At 39.4% G+C, this 19398-nt stretch carries 9 protein-coding genes and 1 CRISPR repeat array (1 of these 10 running past the window's edge); all 9 genes read left to right on the top strand.

All coding sequences use genetic code 11. From position 1 onward, the window contains the following. A CRISPR array of direct repeats spans nt 1-11371; the repeat unit is 30 nt; unit sequence CTCCCAATCGTACCAAAGTGGAATTGAAAT; it reaches 3130 nt to the left of the window's first position. 179 nt (nt 11372-11550) lie between these two features. The 9 genes from GJU82_RS08345 (at nt 11551) to GJU82_RS08310 (ending at nt 19240) form a co-directional block, all read left to right on the top strand. Then, nucleotides 11551-12000 carry a MarR family winged helix-turn-helix transcriptional regulator gene (locus GJU82_RS08345; protein WP_153631725.1) on the top strand — a complete coding sequence of 150 codons (450 nt, stop codon included), beginning with the start codon at nt 11551-11553 and terminating at the stop codon, nt 11998-12000. 147 nt (nt 12001-12147) lie between these two features. After that, nucleotides 12148-13047, top strand: a complete 900-nt coding sequence (locus GJU82_RS08340; protein WP_153631109.1) for an IS1595 family transposase — start codon at nt 12148-12150, stop codon at nt 13045-13047. A gap of 71 nt (nt 13048-13118) precedes the next feature. After that, on the top strand, nt 13119-14375 hold the full coding sequence (locus tag GJU82_RS08335) for a TolC family protein (RefSeq protein WP_153631724.1): 1257 nt from the start codon (nt 13119-13121) through the stop codon (nt 14373-14375). A 21-nt stretch (nt 14376-14396) separates the two neighbouring features. Next, nucleotides 14397-15455 (top strand): HlyD family secretion protein, encoded by a 1059-nt coding sequence (locus tag GJU82_RS08330; protein WP_194831007.1) that lies wholly within the window; start codon nt 14397-14399, stop codon nt 15453-15455. A gap of 108 nt (nt 15456-15563) precedes the next feature. Continuing rightward, complete coding sequence (locus GJU82_RS08325; RefSeq protein WP_153631722.1) at nt 15564-17069, top strand: hypothetical protein; 1506 nt, start codon at nt 15564-15566, stop codon at nt 17067-17069. A 417-nt stretch (nt 17070-17486) separates the two neighbouring features. Beyond that, a complete protein-coding gene (locus GJU82_RS17460; protein WP_228488631.1) occupies nt 17487-17756 on the top strand; it encodes a hypothetical protein in 270 nt (89 codons plus the stop codon). Nucleotides 17757-17767: 11 nt separating this feature from the next. After that, the gene (locus tag GJU82_RS17455) at nt 17768-17962 is read left to right on the top strand and encodes a hypothetical protein (RefSeq protein WP_228488630.1); all 195 of its coding nucleotides are present in this window, start codon (nt 17768-17770) and stop codon (nt 17960-17962) included. Nucleotides 17963-18001: 39 nt separating this feature from the next. Beyond that, a complete protein-coding gene (locus GJU82_RS08315) occupies nt 18002-18514 on the top strand; it encodes a ferritin-like domain-containing protein (protein WP_153631721.1) in 513 nt (170 codons plus the stop codon). 24 nt (nt 18515-18538) lie between these two features. Beyond that, nucleotides 18539-19240 (top strand): peroxiredoxin, encoded by a 702-nt coding sequence (locus tag GJU82_RS08310; RefSeq protein ID WP_153631720.1) that lies wholly within the window; start codon nt 18539-18541, stop codon nt 19238-19240. Nucleotides 19241-19398 lie beyond the last annotated feature (158 nt).

The raw sequence follows: 19398 nt of genomic DNA, 5'->3' as shown, positions 1-19398 counted from the left end.
TAAAACAGACGATGCCTCCCAATCGTACCAAAGTGGAATTGAAATAAGACAGGGTGAAAGGCATCGCGAATACATACAGCCTCCCAATCGTACCAAAGTGGAATTGAAATGCAGTTAGCGGTAATTTAGCGCTAACCTTCGCCATTCTCCCAATCGTACCAAAGTGGAATTGAAATAAAAGAATACCAGCGCGGACAGATATTTAATGGTAACTCCCAATCGTACCAAAGTGGAATTGAAATTCGTAAACATGGCGCTGGGACTATATAATGAGCCAACTCCCAATCGTACCAAAGTGGAATTGAAATTTCAGTAACCAGGTTTGCCAGAAATCATAATCAAACTCCCAATCGTACCAAAGTGGAATTGAAATTTCAGTACTTCAGTATTGCTTAACAACTGCGCTAACTCCCAATCGTACCAAAGTGGAATTGAAATAAAGAAAGGTCAGGTTTACTATATGACCAGAGGCGGCCTCCCAATCGTACCAAAGTGGAATTGAAATACGGTTTTTTTATTGAATACCAGATTAACGGAGGGACTCCCAATCGTACCAAAGTGGAATTGAAATTTCAATTGAGTTTCAGCCTTCCACGCCCAGTTTTTTACTCCCAATCGTACCAAAGTGGAATTGAAATGCCTCATGGCCGGGCCTATTCGCAAATAACAAGGTTCCTCCCAATCGTACCAAAGTGGAATTGAAATCAAGTTTAAAGGGTCAGCACATTTAACCCCCAACTTCTCCCAATCGTACCAAAGTGGAATTGAAATTAAAAAAAGTTTGCAGAGTGGATACGAATACCATCTCCCAATCGTACCAAAGTGGAATTGAAATTAATAAAAACGTTTTATAACACGCAATCATAGTGCTCTCCCAATCGTACCAAAGTGGAATTGAAATTGGTTGCGATGCAGGTCGGTCTTTCTCCTTCGTTAACTCCCAATCGTACCAAAGTGGAATTGAAATTCATCCAGTTCGAGCCAATATGGTTCCGTAATTTTCTCCCAATCGTACCAAAGTGGAATTGAAATAAGGTATATCCCAATCATTTAAGGTAGTAATTTCACTCCCAATCGTACCAAAGTGGAATTGAAATGAGCGGACGATTTCAGTATGCAATTACAAAAAATACTCCCAATCGTACCAAAGTGGAATTGAAATTCGAGACAACAATTTGGAGGTGATCCGGCTGGATCTCCCAATCGTACCAAAGTGGAATTGAAATACAATAATGGAAAGATGATTTTTAATTGCTTTGACCTCCCAATCGTACCAAAGTGGAATTGAAATGCGTTTAATTTGTTCGCTGAAAATTCAAAATTCAGACTCCCAATCGTACCAAAGTGGAATTGAAATATTGTTGCTTTAGGGATGAACTGGTCAATCACAATGCTCCCAATCGTACCAAAGTGGAATTGAAATGACGTAAAAAGAAATTTAAACATATATGTAAGAGCTCCCAATCGTACCAAAGTGGAATTGAAATGGTTATAATGCGTTTGTTTCAACCAACATCAAAAGCCTCCCAATCGTACCAAAGTGGAATTGAAATATGTTCACCGCGGCGGACATTGTCTGGGCACCAACCTCCCAATCGTACCAAAGTGGAATTGAAATTAAGGTACTTGTGTGTGGTGCATCTCCAAATTTACTCCCAATCGTACCAAAGTGGAATTGAAATGCAAGTTCATCTTGTGTAAGCCCGAGCGACTTGCCTCCCAATCGTACCAAAGTGGAATTGAAATATTGGAATGGTATTTCAAAATATCAAAAACTACCAGACTCCCAATCGTACCAAAGTGGAATTGAAATTCGTCATGGGAGCTTACTTCCCGGGCCGAACCGCCTCCCAATCGTACCAAAGTGGAATTGAAATAATTAAGTGATTTGATTAAGGGATTACTACCAGCCTCCCAATCGTACCAAAGTGGAATTGAAATGCAAGTATTGCGTTACGTTTGAACTGGCCAACACACTCCCAATCGTACCAAAGTGGAATTGAAATACCTATTTTTCAATGATTATAAAAGATCGAAACGACTCCCAATCGTACCAAAGTGGAATTGAAATGTGTGATATGTGGCTTGTGAACAATGTCCCAGACAGGCTCCCAATCGTACCAAAGTGGAATTGAAATCTCCGAGCCATAAAGCAGCCCGGCTTCGCTCATCCTCCCAATCGTACCAAAGTGGAATTGAAATATTATTAAAGATTTCCATAAGTTCGGGATCTCCAATTCTCCCAATCGTACCAAAGTGGAATTGAAATTTTGTTGCATGTGTTCACTACGTACATGCTATCTGCTCCCAATCGTACCAAAGTGGAATTGAAATTGCCTTCCTCGGTAACATCGTAATCAATCGAGCAAACTCCCAATCGTACCAAAGTGGAATTGAAATAGAATTTCAGAACTTGAACGCAGGGTTAAATACTCTCTCCCAATCGTACCAAAGTGGAATTGAAATACGGCTGGCGTTATAGAGCATTTTTACTTGAATAATCTCCCAATCGTACCAAAGTGGAATTGAAATATTATTAAAGATTTCCATAAGTTCGGGATCTCCAATTCTCCCAATCGTACCAAAGTGGAATTGAAATGCGCAAAAACCTGTTCCGCTTCTGAAACGCCTTATTCTCCCAATCGTACCAAAGTGGAATTGAAATTCACAAGGGAACCAACATCGTAGATGAAATGTTGAACTCCCAATCGTACCAAAGTGGAATTGAAATAAAAGAAAAGACACGAAGAAGCCATACCAGAACTTACTCCCAATCGTACCAAAGTGGAATTGAAATGTTTTTCGAGATTGGCGAAGTGTTGGACAGGATAAACTCCCAATCGTACCAAAGTGGAATTGAAATGATTGTTGGGGGAACAGGGGGCATAAAGAGTGGAACTCCCAATCGTACCAAAGTGGAATTGAAATATAAAAGCACAAATTACAATTTTCACGCTCTGAAAACTCCCAATCGTACCAAAGTGGAATTGAAATTATTACGATAGCCGAGATGTTCAGAAACTATTTGATCTCCCAATCGTACCAAAGTGGAATTGAAATGTGTCACTATTTTGTTGTTATGTTCAAACATGAACCTCCCAATCGTACCAAAGTGGAATTGAAATAATAATATTTTGCTAATTTCAGTGCCTTACGGCTGCTCCCAATCGTACCAAAGTGGAATTGAAATCTGACACGTACAGTTGCTGGAAAAGCTTTGAGTTCACTCCCAATCGTACCAAAGTGGAATTGAAATTTGCGCTCGATGGCCTGCCGGCCAGCTTTGTCACCTCCCAATCGTACCAAAGTGGAATTGAAATACGCCTCGTTCCCTGCTCTTTATTTGAGAAAGTTTCTCCCAATCGTACCAAAGTGGAATTGAAATGCCTTCCACAATGTTTGTCGGTTGCAATTTTGGTAACTCCCAATCGTACCAAAGTGGAATTGAAATGTGATTAGTCTCGGACGGTAGCAATTCTTTAAATAAACTCCCAATCGTACCAAAGTGGAATTGAAATAACTACCCCTCTCAGTTATCAATTACAAAATCACTCTCCCAATCGTACCAAAGTGGAATTGAAATTATGGAATTGTGGTGCCGGCAAGGTCAGAGTGATTACTCCCAATCGTACCAAAGTGGAATTGAAATGGATGCGGATCTTATGTATTTGCATCAGCTAAGGTTTGCTCCCAATCGTACCAAAGTGGAATTGAAATAAGGAAAAAAAATATGAAAACAAGTAAGTATAACGGGCTCCCAATCGTACCAAAGTGGAATTGAAATAAGGATACTATGAAGAAACAGACGAAGAACATTACACCTCCCAATCGTACCAAAGTGGAATTGAAATACCTATCAACAGTTGATTGGGCAGCAAAGAACATTACACTCCCAATCGTACCAAAGTGGAATTGAAATGCTGATTGGAATTATATTAACACGGCGGAGGAAATGCTCCCAATCGTACCAAAGTGGAATTGAAATAGCACTACAACCGCTATTGCTGTTATACATTGTTGCTCCCAATCGTACCAAAGTGGAATTGAAATATTTCCTGTTTTCGGGTTAGAATGATTGGCGGCCCTCCCAATCGTACCAAAGTGGAATTGAAATTTTATCATACCGGTTACATGGCCGAACAACTATACCCTCCCAATCGTACCAAAGTGGAATTGAAATGCGTTACTTACTTCCGGTGAAGTAGTAACTCCTCCTCCCAATCGTACCAAAGTGGAATTGAAATGATATAAGCACTCGAACTTAATCGGGTCCTTTGATTCTCCCAATCGTACCAAAGTGGAATTGAAATTTTATTTACAGCGTGTGTAAAGATCTTGGGATTGAAACTCCCAATCGTACCAAAGTGGAATTGAAATATTATTTACAGCGTGTGTAAAGATCTTGGGATTGAAACTCCCAATCGTACCAAAGTGGAATTGAAATATTATCGCTATTTGGGCATTATTTCTACTTACCGTTCTCCCAATCGTACCAAAGTGGAATTGAAATAAAGATCTTGAACAAGGCAATATAACTGAAAATGACTCCCAATCGTACCAAAGTGGAATTGAAATGGAAAGCAAAAAGAAACAGCCGAAAGGGAATGGCTCCCAATCGTACCAAAGTGGAATTGAAATACGCAAAAACCTGTTCCGCTTCTGAAACGCCTTATTCTCCCAATCGTACCAAAGTGGAATTGAAATGGATATTTTGACGGATCACATGCCGCAAGAATGAACTCCCAATCGTACCAAAGTGGAATTGAAATTAGGATTGTCTCAAGACTACATCGATGGAGATGGAACTCCCAATCGTACCAAAGTGGAATTGAAATTAGGGTCTGTTACAGGTTCAATATGCAACACAGCACTCCCAATCGTACCAAAGTGGAATTGAAATGAAATATTAGTAAATGGAAATGCAGGATTTAATAATCTCCCAATCGTACCAAAGTGGAATTGAAATACTCGGAACCCACAGGTAGCTTCTGAATCCTTTATGCTCCCAATCGTACCAAAGTGGAATTGAAATTTTTGATAGGCTGTTTATTTTCGTCAAATGCCTGTCTCCCAATCGTACCAAAGTGGAATTGAAATAAAAGAAAAGACACGAAGAAGCCATACCAGAACTTACTCCCAATCGTACCAAAGTGGAATTGAAATATAAAAGCACAAATTACAATTTTCACGCTCTGAAAACTCCCAATCGTACCAAAGTGGAATTGAAATTATTACGATAGCCGAGATGTTCAGAAACTATTTGATCTCCCAATCGTACCAAAGTGGAATTGAAATACCAGACCGCTTGTAAAAACAATTTCATTATGTCGCTCCCAATCGTACCAAAGTGGAATTGAAATCCAAACGCGCTAGTCTTCTTCTTCGCCTGCTCAATGCCTCCCAATCGTACCAAAGTGGAATTGAAATGCGTATAATCAACCTTCAAATACGACTTGACTTCCTCCCAATCGTACCAAAGTGGAATTGAAATTAACGAACCCTGCTACAAAGAAATGAGGCATTGGCTCCCAATCGTACCAAAGTGGAATTGAAATTAGATGTGGTTTGGGTTTACACCGTCTGATCCGTCTCCCAATCGTACCAAAGTGGAATTGAAATAATTCTGGTAATTCCAGCAATCGATTTAATTTTTTCTCCCAATCGTACCAAAGTGGAATTGAAATTCCTTTTTTGTTTGATAATAATAAACATTGAATGGCTCCCAATCGTACCAAAGTGGAATTGAAATCGCATGAAACCTGCGTTCGAGAGTTCGTCTCCCTGCTCCCAATCGTACCAAAGTGGAATTGAAATCAAGTTGCTCAGCATGGGGCATTCACTTCTGTTGTTCTCCCAATCGTACCAAAGTGGAATTGAAATAAGAGTAGATGGGGTAATTTGATTTATCTCATTATCTCCCAATCGTACCAAAGTGGAATTGAAATCAAAAACGTCAGCCCGGTAGTCAGCTCATTGCTGCTCCCAATCGTACCAAAGTGGAATTGAAATGCTGGATGGATAAAGCGAACGAACTTATTGAAACGTCTCCCAATCGTACCAAAGTGGAATTGAAATGATTTCAAAAGTAGCCCACCAAGCAGCTTGCTGGTCTCCCAATCGTACCAAAGTGGAATTGAAATTATGAAAAGCACGTCAGATAAAATGCGCCGGTTCCCTCCCAATCGTACCAAAGTGGAATTGAAATTCGGGCAGTTTGGGTGTTCCGGATACGCAACAAAACACTCCCAATCGTACCAAAGTGGAATTGAAATAAAATGACTACCATCCGGGCAGAGCGGAAGCGCCCGCTCCCAATCGTACCAAAGTGGAATTGAAATTCATTGCCGAGCTCGACAACTACGTCGATTGATTGCTCCCAATCGTACCAAAGTGGAATTGAAATAAAGTGTGGATGGCGATAACGTGACGATGAAGGAGCTCCCAATCGTACCAAAGTGGAATTGAAATGGACTAATCAAAGCTATTGTTGCACTACAATTCCACTCCCAATCGTACCAAAGTGGAATTGAAATTAAATTGTACTGCTTGTTGTGGTCTGCCTACAAACTCCCAATCGTACCAAAGTGGAATTGAAATGAGTGTCCTTGGTCTTTAATTATCTTTTTTGCTGTCTCCCAATCGTACCAAAGTGGAATTGAAATACTTTGACCATACTTGTAAACTTGATTATCGTTCATTCTCCCAATCGTACCAAAGTGGAATTGAAATCATCATGTTTCCTATCTGCAACAAAAGCGGGAAAGCTCCCAATCGTACCAAAGTGGAATTGAAATCAGTGAGTTTTTGTTCTATACGGTTTAAGGTTAGTCTCCCAATCGTACCAAAGTGGAATTGAAATCAGAAAGACCTTGTCAGCCGCAGCGCCTTTATGGTCTCCCAATCGTACCAAAGTGGAATTGAAATGAGGTAATACTCAACGGTCGACTCCGGCAGTGGCTCTCCCAATCGTACCAAAGTGGAATTGAAATGTTTGTAATCTCCGTCTTCAAACAATTGATTGGACCCCAATCGTACCAAAGTGGAATTGAAATATGTTACTGGATTGGGACAATTGGCGCTACTAGACTCCCAATCGTACCAAAGTGGAATTGAAATAATTTAATGAAGTCCGGACGTGGGAAAGGTCAGGACTCCCAATCGTACCAAAGTGGAATTGAAATTAAGTCCACTAAATCAACAGAAAGTTATGAAGGTGCTCCCAATCGTACCAAAGTGGAATTGAAATTTTATTAAGTCGTTGGAGAGAAATCAAGGCATAAACTCCCAATCGTACCAAAGTGGAATTGAAATAAGGGAACAATCACGGTATGTGCAATCGGAAGTGGACTCCCAATCGTACCAAAGTGGAATTGAAATTCCTGACCAGCATCTTTTTAAACTGGCTTTCAAACTCCCAATCGTACCAAAGTGGAATTGAAATTATAATAAATGAGCATCAGAAAAATCATAATAGCTCTCCCAATCGTACCAAAGTGGAATTGAAATAAGGTGATTGGATTGGCTTCTGGCTTCACAGAGCGCTCCCAATCGTACCAAAGTGGAATTGAAATTTGCGCTCGATGGCCTGCCGGCCAGCTTTGTCACCTCCCAATCGTACCAAAGTGGAATTGAAATCTGTTAACCACAATTAAAAGTCTCAAAATCTGCAATTTCTCCCAATCGTACCAAAGTGGAATTGAAATATAAATGATGAATTTCTTCTTCATTTGAAGGTCGTCTCCCAATCGTACCAAAGTGGAATTGAAATGCTTTAGGTAAAATTGGATGCACTGCAGCATGAAGCTCCCAATCGTACCAAAGTGGAATTGAAATGAAGATGCAACAGACGAACAGATAGACGCAGCAACTCCCAATCGTACCAAAGTGGAATTGAAATACACGTAAGCATTGATATTCACGACTCCTCTTTGTTCTCCCAATCGTACCAAAGTGGAATTGAAATATCCTTCGCCTTCGACATTGACTCCGATTGCCATGCTCCCAATCGTACCAAAGTGGAATTGAAATAGATTCTATTCAAAGGAATGGATGACCCGGAAAAAACTCCCAATCGTACCAAAGTGGAATTGAAATATGATAGCCGATTATTTTTATGCTAATGGATACAACTCCCAATCGTACCAAAGTGGAATTGAAATTTCGATTCAGCAACTAAAAGGTTTGCGGCAACTTCTCCCAATCGTACCAAAGTGGAATTGAAATACTTTGACCATACTTGTAAACTTGATTATCGTTCATTCTCCCAATCGTACCAAAGTGGAATTGAAATAGCGGTAATTTAATGGTAAGTGATGCAGATTTCAGCTCCCAATCGTACCAAAGTGGAATTGAAATACGTTGAGCGAGTTCCAATAAAATAAAAGCTACCTGCCTCCCAATCGTACCAAAGTGGAATTGAAATCATCATGTTTCCTATCTGCAACAAAAGCGGGAAAGCTCCCAATCGTACCAAAGTGGAATTGAAATCAGTGAGTTTTTGTTCTATACGGTTTAAGGTTAGTCTCCCAATCGTACCAAAGTGGAATTGAAATCAGAAAGACCTTGTCAGCCGCAGCGCCTTTATGGTCTCCCAATCGTACCAAAGTGGAATTGAAATGTTTATTTCACCGGGATAGAAGGTGCCGGGATTATTAACTCCCAATCGTACCAAAGTGGAATTGAAATGACATAAAGAGTGCATTGAGCTGATGCGAACTGACACTCCCAATCGTACCAAAGTGGAATTGAAATTCAATAATTCGTGAAGTTCTTCCGGACCTAATCTCCCTCCCAATCGTACCAAAGTGGAATTGAAATAAAGTAGGTGGGGTAATTTGATTTATCTCATTATCTCCCAATCGTACCAAAGTGGAATTGAAATGTGCTTGGTTTCAGCTGGTAGCAATCCTTTAATTAAACTCCCAATCGTACCAAAGTGGAATTGAAATGTGCTTGGTTTCAGCTGGTAGCAATCCTTTAATCAAACTCCCAATCGTACCAAAGTGGAATTGAAATTTAATGAACCAATGTCGGGGGATAATCCTCAACCAGACTCCCAATCGTACCAAAGTGGAATTGAAATATGCTTGGTTTCAGCTGGTAGTAATCCTTTAATTAAACTCCCAATCGTACCAAAGTGGAATTGAAATAGCTTCCCCTCCTACTCAACTACAAATCGAATCATTCTCCCAATCGTACCAAAGTGGAATTGAAATTTGTAGGGACGAAGCTGTGTAGTGAGTTTATCAACTCCCAATCGTACCAAAGTGGAATTGAAATAGAAGGGCTACGCATAAGTGAGGTTATCAACATACGCTCCCAATCGTACCAAAGTGGAATTGAAATCTCGCTTCTGGCGACATTCTACACATTTGGCTGGCACTCCCAATCGTACCAAAGTGGAATTGAAATGTGTTATCTACTTGGCACGGGGATCTTGAATTGTTCTCCCAATCGTACCAAAGTGGAATTGAAATAGTATTGATCAATCCGGTGGAATACGGGCCACATTTCTCCCAATCGTACCAAAGTGGAATTGAAATTAAAAAGATCGCTCAGGCTAAAGAGACGATTTATCAGGCTCCCAATCGTACCAAAGTGGAATTGAAATGCTTTAGGTAAAATTGGATGCACTGCAGCATGAAGCTCCCAATCGTACCAAAGTGGAATTGAAATGAAGATGCAACAGACGAACAGATAGACGCAGCAACTCCCAATCGTACCAAAGTGGAATTGAAATACACGTAAGCATTGATATTCACGACTCCTCTTTGTTCTCCCAATCGTACCAAAGTGGAATTGAAATATCCTTCGCCTTCGACATTGACTCCGATTGCCATGCTCCCAATCGTACCAAAGTGGAATTGAAATAGATTCTATTCAAAGGAATGGATGACCCGGAAAAAACTCCCAATCGTACCAAAGTGGAATTGAAATATGATAGCCGATTATTTTTATGCTAATGGATACAACTCCCAATCGTACCAAAGTGGAATTGAAATTTCGATTCAGCAACTAAAAGGTTTGCGGCAACTTCTCCCAATCGTACCAAAGTGGAATTGAAATGACGTAACCGAGACGCTTCCCAAAGGGGTGTTTCCTCCCAATCGTACCAAAGTGGAATTGAAATTAAAAAGATCGCTCAGGCTAAAGAGACGATTTATCCTCCCAATCGTACCAAAGTGGAATTGAAATAAGCTAACCGCACGGGAAAAAGCATTCAACAATCAACTCCCAATCGTACCAAAGTGGAATTGAAATATCTCATTTACTAAAATAGACACTAAACCTATTAAGCTCCCAATCGTACCAAAGTGGAATTGAAATTACGATCCTATTAAACACCTACATAACATCAATTTGCTCCCAATCGTACCAAAGTGGAATTGAAATGCCGGAAAACCCTATCACTTTCCCGCTTTTGTTGCTCCCAATCGTACCAAAGTGGAATTGAAATTACACAGAATCGCTGAATATCGCATTTCCCTGATTCTCCCAATCGTACCAAAGTGGAATTGAAATTTCGATTCGGATTGGCTAAGATAGGTGCTCAAAGTACTCCCAATCGTACCAAAGTGGAATTGAAATGAGGTATTGGCAAATGGGAATGCAGGATTTAATAATGCTCCCAATCGTACCAAAGTGGAATTGAAATGTGATAATTGCCGCTGTCGGTACGATTATTTGCGCTCCCAATCGTACCAAAGTGGAATTGAAATCAAAAACGTCAGCCCGGTAGTCAGCTCATTGCTGCCTCCCAATCGTACCAAAGTGGAATTGAAATTTGTTCGTAACTGGGCACTTGGAGTTACAAACTTATCTCCCAATCGTACCAAAGTGGAATTGAAATTCTTTCCCTTTGAAATAATAAGAGAGGCCGGGTCTACCTCCCAATCGTACCAAAGTGGAATTGAAATAATGTTGATCACCTCACTGATACGGAGCCCCTCTTGCTCCCAATCGTACCAAAGTGGAATTGAAATGAATAAATTGCAATATATGCCCCGTCTTTTGCCGTCTCCCAATCGTACCAAAGTGGAATTGAAATTATTTTGAGCACGGCGCATTCCCCTCTGGCACCTCTCCCAATCGTACCAAAGTGGAATTGAAATATATCAGGGAAACCCGGCACCCCTGACAAAAACAATCTCCCAATCGTACCAAAGTGGAATTGAAATTCCAAAGAAGAAAAAGTTGCACTTTTCGATTACGCTCCCAATCGTACCAAAGTGGAATTGAAATTCAATCAGGAACTTCGTCATTCAAATTATGAACACTCCCAATCGTACCAAAGTGGAATTGAAATTGTACAGAGCATGTCGAAAGAACAGCGCGATAAGGGCTCCCAATCGTACCAAAGTGGAATTGAAATAGCGTTGAATCGTCTTTCTATTAGTCAAGTTCTGGGCAAGAAAAAAAATGAACCTCTTAATAAAACACAATTATGAATGGGGAAAAACTATGATTTATTAATTTCCTTGTAGATCACAGAGAAAAGAAAAACCCGTCTCAAAAACTTGTTTTGAGACGGCCGCTTGCTATATTTGCAAAATGGAAGATCAAGAATTAGTAAAAACTATTCACCTCTTTTTCAAAGCTATATTAAGGCTTCGACAAAATATGCGACAGCGAATTAATAAGAAATTAAAAGAGCATGGGTATAGTGATATTACCCTGGAGATGACACAAGTAATGTATTATTTGCGTTATAGGGCCTATGAAGGGCATGCCAGCCAGCAAGAGATTGCTGATCGAATTGGCAAAAACAAATCAAGCCTTACATCATTAATTAACAATCTTGTGAAACGTAATATGGTCGAGCGCCGACCCGATCTGACAAATAGGCGAAACAATGTTATATCTTTAAGCCCCAAAGGGAAAGAATTTATGTATAAACTGTATCCAACAGTGTACAAAACATACGACATTGCTAAGTTGTCGTTATCCTTAGATGATATTCAAAGAATGACAGAAACGATGAACCGCATTATAGAGAGCTAATTTTTTTGCAAATATAGTTTGAATTCAAACTGTTTGAGGTGCTACTATGAGATACAAAAACACATTGATATTATGTCTGCTACTTATTAGTTTTTAGGTATAGGCGTTTAGACCGCTCAATAAATTAATAATGGCTACTTTTGTAGCATGAATGAAAGAAATCAATTTAAAGGAGTGAACTCAATTAAATTCAATAAAACATTTTCGACAGATGAAGATTGTTATCGGTACTTGGCAGGGATCAAGTGGAACGAAACAGAATTCCATTGTAAAAAATGTGGCCATACAAAATACTGCAAAGGCGTTAAGCCATTTTCAAGACGATGTATGAAATGTAAATATGATGAAAGTCCAACAGCCGGGACTCAGTTTGATAAATGTAAATTCCCATTACTACTGGCTTTTCACATAGCATTCAAAATAAGTACAAAGAAGAAAGGAATGTCTTCGTTGGAATTATCTCGAGAGTTTGAACTTCGTCAGAAGACTTGTTGGGAATTCAAATGGAAAATCCAACAAGCTATGCAAAGCAGTAAATTGCATCCTATCAACGGGATAGTTCATGTAGATGAATTCTATATCGGCGGACCAGAAGAAGGAAAACCAGGCCGGAGTAAAGGGGATAAAAAGCTTGTCATTGTTGCCTTAGAAATAGTCAAAGGCGGGGTTGGACGTGCTTACGCCCAAGTTATCAGCGATGCTTCGAATACTTCGTTTAAACCATTTTTTGAAACATACATTAGCAAGGATGCAAAAATCGTCACTGATGTATGGAAAGGATATATTCCTCTAAAAAAAGATTACCCAAATATGGAACAAATGAAATCAGAGAAGGGCAAAAATTTTCCAGATCTCCATTTTCACATTATGAATATAAAGGGATGGCTAAGAGGAATTCACCAACATTGCAGTGAAGAACGACTTCAAGGATACCTTGATGAGTTTCATTTTAGGCACAATAGACGATCAAATATGGAGACAATCTTCGATGTACTCATAAGAAGGATGGTTTATTCTAAGCCTATTCGCTTACAATCAGTTGATTAACCTGGGATGTCTAAACGCCTATACCTATTAGTTTTTTTACAAAGCTAAGCGCTCAACAAAGACATATTTTATTGACATTGGATTCCCTTTGGCAGAAATCAGAAAACTATAACACGCAGCTTGAAGTATCACGGCAGAAAGTATATATCAGTAAAACCGAGACGGAAGCATTGAAACGAGACTTGTACACGCCGCAATTTGAAGTAACCGCAGGATTAGGCTATATTAGCGATGCCCATGTTTGGAACAATCGCTTTCAGGATGGGATGACCGTGGATATGCCCCACAAAACAATGGACTTTGCAATTAATGCCGGTTACTTATTGTATGGTGCCGGTAAGGTGAAAAACACTGTAGAACAGGCAACCATTAGGAATCAAATTGCTAAACTGAGCTATTCGAAGGATAAAGAGGATATTCAATTCCTGCTACTGGCCCAGTATCTTGATTTGTTTACTCTATACAACCAGCAACGGATTTATAAGCAAAATATTAAACTGACCCAACAACGCCTGAGAAATATCGAACAGCGGGTCGAAGAGGGAATGTTGACGCACAATGATATTGTACGTAGTAAGTTGCAATTGACCAACCAGCAGATACAGCTTAACCGTGTTAATAACAATATACTTGTTGTGAACCATGATTTGTGTGTTAAGCTTGGATTAAATGCCAACACCATTATCGATGTCGACACGCTGCTTTACCACCAGTTTTTTAATAGAACCAAGTCTCAAAACTACAATGACAGTAGTTATACAAATGCTCTCGACATTGCTCTATCTCGAAAGAATATCGAACTTGCAAAGCGACAGGTAAACATTGCCCATTCTCAGCAGTTCCCTACACTTTCTCTATATGTATCAGGGGCGTTAGACCGGCCCTCGCTGAATTCTAATCCTCCTGTAGATATTTACACGGACATTTTTCAGGTAGGGCTAAAGTTAAAGTATAACATTGGCTCGTTATATACTGCAAAAAAACATATTGAAAAATCAGAAATGGACTACAATATGGCACAAACCCAGCAACAATGGACTGAACAGTCGGTAGAAATGGCGAGCCATCAAGCTTATATTCGAATTCATGATGCGTGGGACAAGTATCATTCATTGGAAGAAAGTTTTGCCCTGGCACAGGATAACTACCAGGTAGTGGAGCAGAAATATTTAAATAAGTTTTCGACGATTACCGACGTACTTGATGCAGCAACAGCGCTGCTTTCGTCGGAACTGGATATGAATAATGCCAAAGTCGACATTATTTATCAGTGGTTTAGCTTTATGAAAATTACAGGGAATTGGGAAAATAGGGAATCAGAATTTTAAGACGGGGTCACAAATATGTCAATGAAAGAACACTTAAAACAGAAACAACAAGCCAAGGGCTTACGAATATTTTATAATACAGTTTCATTAGTTATTATACTGGTCGCTTTGGGATGGGGGGTAACTCGCTATTTTCATTTGTATGATAAAGAATACACCAATGACGCACAGGTTGAAGAATACATCAGTCCAATCAATACACGCATTTCGGGATATATAAAAGCTATTAACTTCGAAGAACATCAGCAAGTAAAAAAAGGGGATACGTTGGTAGTAATAGATGACCGCGAATACAAAATACGGCTGGAACAGGCACAGGCCCAATTGGAAGATGCTAAGGCAGGAAAAGAAATTGTGTTGTCTGACCGCAAGATTGCAGAGAATAGTACGGATATTTCCGTAGCCAACATGAATGCCTTGAAAGCCCAGTTGGATAATCAGGAAAACAATCTTCAGCGGTATAAAAACCTACTCAAAAAAGATGTTATCCCTCAATATCAATACGATGAGGAGCAAACAAAATATGAAGAATTGCAGGCCAAATACAACTCATTGCTGCACCAGCAAAAAGCAACAACCCTCAATACCAAATCGGTATCGGCAAAACTCCACTCGTCAGAGGCGCGCATACTTAATGCACAAGCACAGGTTGATATGGCAAGGCTCAACTTGTCGTATTGTTATATAACTGCCCCTTTCGATGGGATAGTGGGCCGGCGTAAAATTACCATCGGTCAATTACTTCAACCAGGGCAATTGCTCGTGAGTATCGTTCAGGCCAATAGCAAATGGGTAACAGCCAACTATACCGAATCTCAAATTGGGCATATCTATGTGGGTCAACTGATGCGTATATCGGTCGATGCCATCAAGGATGTTACTTTCGAAGGCAAGGTAGTTGCTATTTCGGGGGCAACTGGAAGTAAATATTCAGTTGTTCCGGTTGATAATTCAACAGGCAACTTTATTAAAGTACAACAACGTATTCCGGTCAAGATTGTTTTCACTGACAATAATAAACAGGAATACCTCAATAAAATAAAGGCAGGTATGAATGTCCAGCTTACAGCTCAACATTAGTTGCAACCGAGCACTTTATACATTAAAGATACTATGCGCGAAAGATTGTTTTATAATTGGGTAAGCCCCAGGCTTGACATATGGATTTTAATATTCATGGGAATATGTATGAGCTTTACCTCAGGTGCATCAATAGCCCTTAGCTACATGATTCCAGATTTAGCCATCGATCCCACGATCTCAACGATGATCATCTATTCCTACACTGCAGGAATTGCAATGTCTTATGCTGTTTTTTCAAAACTTAGAAGCTACCTCAATATCAAAGAGATGCTTATTGGAATTAGCATTCTATTAATCTGTTTCAACTATATTTTATCGAAAACGGATAGCCCTGCAGTCATCGTTTCAATGAGTTTTATTATAGGATGCGTCAGGCTGTTAGGCTCCATGATAATCATAATCAATCTGATGCCGATATTAATGCCTCAAGGGCAGCGATATCAACTATATGCAGTATATTATCCCATCAGTTTTGCAACGAGTCCCCTTTCTAATTATACGCAAACAATTCTTGCCAGTAAATTTGGGTGGCACCAATCATTACATATTGCCAATATTTTGCTTTTTCTCATTCTTTTCATCGTCATCCTGCTCATCCCCTATAAATCAAGACACCGACGTATTCCAATGTGGAAATTCGATTGGTTTGGTTTTTTAATGATGGCAGGATGGATGCTCTCTTTTGTATATGTGCTAACCTATGGAAAAACCCTGGCATGGTTTCACTCGCCACGCATAATAATAGCCCTCATCGCACTGGTTTTTTGTTTGTCTGCCTTAATGTTGCAACACATCATTTTGGATCCTAAAATAAGATTATTGAACTTCCCCATTCTCAAAGAGCGTAATGTCCGTGTTGGGCTAATCATTATTTTTGTTTTTGGTATTTTTTATTCGATGAGTACACCACTTAGCGCATGGGAGAATATTGCCTTTCAAAACAATCCGATAGAGCGTGCTCATGTGAATACTTATTCGATTTATGGTTACGTTATGGGGGCCCTTATTTGCTTCCTGTATTATCGAAAATATAATAATTTCAAGAATATGCTTATTTTGGCCATACTCTGCTATCTAAGTGCTGCCTATAGGTTTTATTCGATTATCGATCAGCAAACTTCTGTCTCAATGATGTTTGCACCTATGGTGCTGAGAGCAATAGCAATTATGGTGTCATACATAACGGTAGGTTTATATCTGGCAATGAGCCTGAAAGAACATTATAGAACCATTATCCTTATTTTTATTTTTGTGCGCAGTTTTTTTACCTCAGTGGTTTTTGGAAGCCTCTATTCCAATTGGATGTATTATCGTCCTACACAGTTAATGGCCCGCCTCGCTTCGTGGACAGATGGTAGTGACGCCTTGTTTATCTCGAACTTACGCGATGCCCACGTTTCGGGCAACGATACAATGGCTGCCTATAAATTGTTTAAAACACAGGCGACGCTTGCAGCAACAAAAGAATTGTTGGGCTTAATTTGCATAGCAGCTGTTATTGTGCTTATCGTCCTCTTGTATCTACCAATATATAAAAAACTCACCAGGCACATGTTTACCTGGAAGAATCATGATGGCGATGATGATGTGGCTGAAACTGTAGTGGTATAAAATTAAAGAATCCACCCTCAAAAAAGGTGGACTTTAAATAGGCCCCTATAAGCGGTTAAAGTTGAACCGCTATTGCTTTTCGAGACATTCTTGCTCGTCTTGATATTTCACTTGATTTCCACTCCAGTAACATTGGGGTGTCGTTCAGAAGCCATTCCCTGACCAGGCCTTCAAGAACGCGATATCTATATTTTGGTTTCGTTCAATACGCGGATATAAAACATTGGAGCGAAATGGTTATTCAAACATTCTACCACGTATCAAGTTCATTGTACCTTGATAGTAAAGTATCTCCGCAATCCCAAACGGTTTCATGCCGCCGGCCGTTAGCGTTCATGCTAAACAAAAATAAGACGACCGATTTCACAACAAAATGAAAGGTATTGGAAAACGAAATAATTGACTTATTCGAAGAGAATGATTATCTTAAGAGAGAATTTATTTATAGAAAATAATTCAGAAAAAGGAAAATGCCCTGTAATGCATGGGGCAAACACAGAATCAGAAAATTCTGTAATGAGTTGGTGGCCAAATGCGCTGAATTTAGACATTCTGCACCAACAGGTTACCAAAACCAATCATAGAGAAACAAAACACGGTGTTTTTACCGAAAGAGAAGGAGTTTTTAAGCAACGACTTTTTTGTAAATCTTACCGACATGAGTTACATCGGGGAACCTGTTTCTGAAAATCTATACAATGATGAGAGAAAAGAAAACCGGGAAAGTTAAATGGACAGCCACGGGAGTCGATTTAGTTTTTGGTCCTAATTCAATATTACGCGCTTATGCCGAAGTTTACGCACAAGACGACAACAAAGAAAAATTTGTGAAAGATTTTGTAAACACTTGGGTTAAAGTAAGGAATGCAGGCCGTTTTGATATAAACCAATAAATAAACTTAAGTAGAATTTAAATTAAAGGAGGAAAAATTATGGGAAAACAAGGAATTAAAATCTCGTCTGTTGATGTGGATGAACTTATTAAGATGCTGAACGCAGCACTTTCGGAAGAATGGCTTGCATATTACCAATATTGGATGGGTGCAAGGTTAATGGAAGGTCCAATGCGAAGCGAAGTAGAGCCGGAACTATTACTTCATGCAGATCAGGAATTAGGTCATGCTGTGTTAGTTGTTAACAGGATTATTCAATTAGGTGGTACACCTGTAATAAATCCTAACGAATGGACAAAACTAGCCCGTTGCTCTTATGATGAGCCGTCTGACCCGTACATCGAAGTGATTTTGGAACAAAACTTAAAAGGTGAAAGATGTGCAATTCAAAGGTATCAGGAAATTGCAGATTTCACAGAAGGTAAAGACCATTCAACGTATCAAATGGCTGTTCAGGTTCTTAACGAGGAGCTTGAACACGAAAATGACATCGAAGACTGGATTAACGACATTGCCCGAATGAAAGAAGAATGGAAAAAAATCAGAATGTAAATTTAAATTAAAGGAGGACAAATTATGGGATGTGCTAATGGCGTTAAACCAAGAAAAAAGGTTGTAGAAATCAATGAATTATTAAATCAAGCACAACAGGAGGGAAAAATTATGGGTTCAACAATGGTAAGGCAAGAAATGCCAAAATTTACAATGGATGCGTATGACGCAAAAACAGGTCATTTTAAAGAAGTTTCAAGTGACGATTATAAAGGGAAATGGGCGGTAATCTGTTTCTACCCTGCTGACTTTACATTTGTTTGCCCGACCGAAATTGCAGCAATGAATGCAAAATATGATGAGTTTCAGAAATTAAATACTGAAATACTTGCAGTTTCGGTTGATTCAAAATTTTCACACAAAAGATTTGCAGAAACCGAACCACTACTAAAAGGATTGAAATTAACAATGGGTGCTGATTCAAACCAAGAAGTAAGCCGCGCATTTGGAGTATTGGTTGAAGAAGAAGGCGTGGCATTAAGAGGTAGATTTCTTTTTAATCCTGACGGAATTTGTGTAGCTCAGGAAGTTCAGGCTGATTCAGTTGGAAGAAATGTAAATGAGTTTTTAAGACAAGTGCAAGCTTGGCAACATGCCTCTAAAACCGGAGAGGTTTGTCCCGCAGGCTGGAGACCTGGTAAAAAAACGCTTCCGGTTCAAACCGATGCAGAAAAAATGGCTGGTCATGTTGGCGATTATATTACAATTGAAGAAATTCTGAGTTAATCAGTGACAATAATTCCTGAGTGACATTTATAGCGCTCAGGAATTTTAAAGTAGTATTTAAAAACCAATTATTAAAGGTCTTGAATAATTGATGAAAACAAAGCACGAAACGCCAAACGTTTCATATACGTAGCCGTTGTAGCCAATAAAAATTAAAA

Origin of the sequence: Prolixibacter sp. SD074, assembly GCF_009617895.1 — a bacterium.
Lineage (GTDB): Bacteria > Bacteroidota > Bacteroidia > Bacteroidales > Prolixibacteraceae > Prolixibacter.
This window is presented reverse-complemented; position numbering and strand designations above follow the sequence as displayed.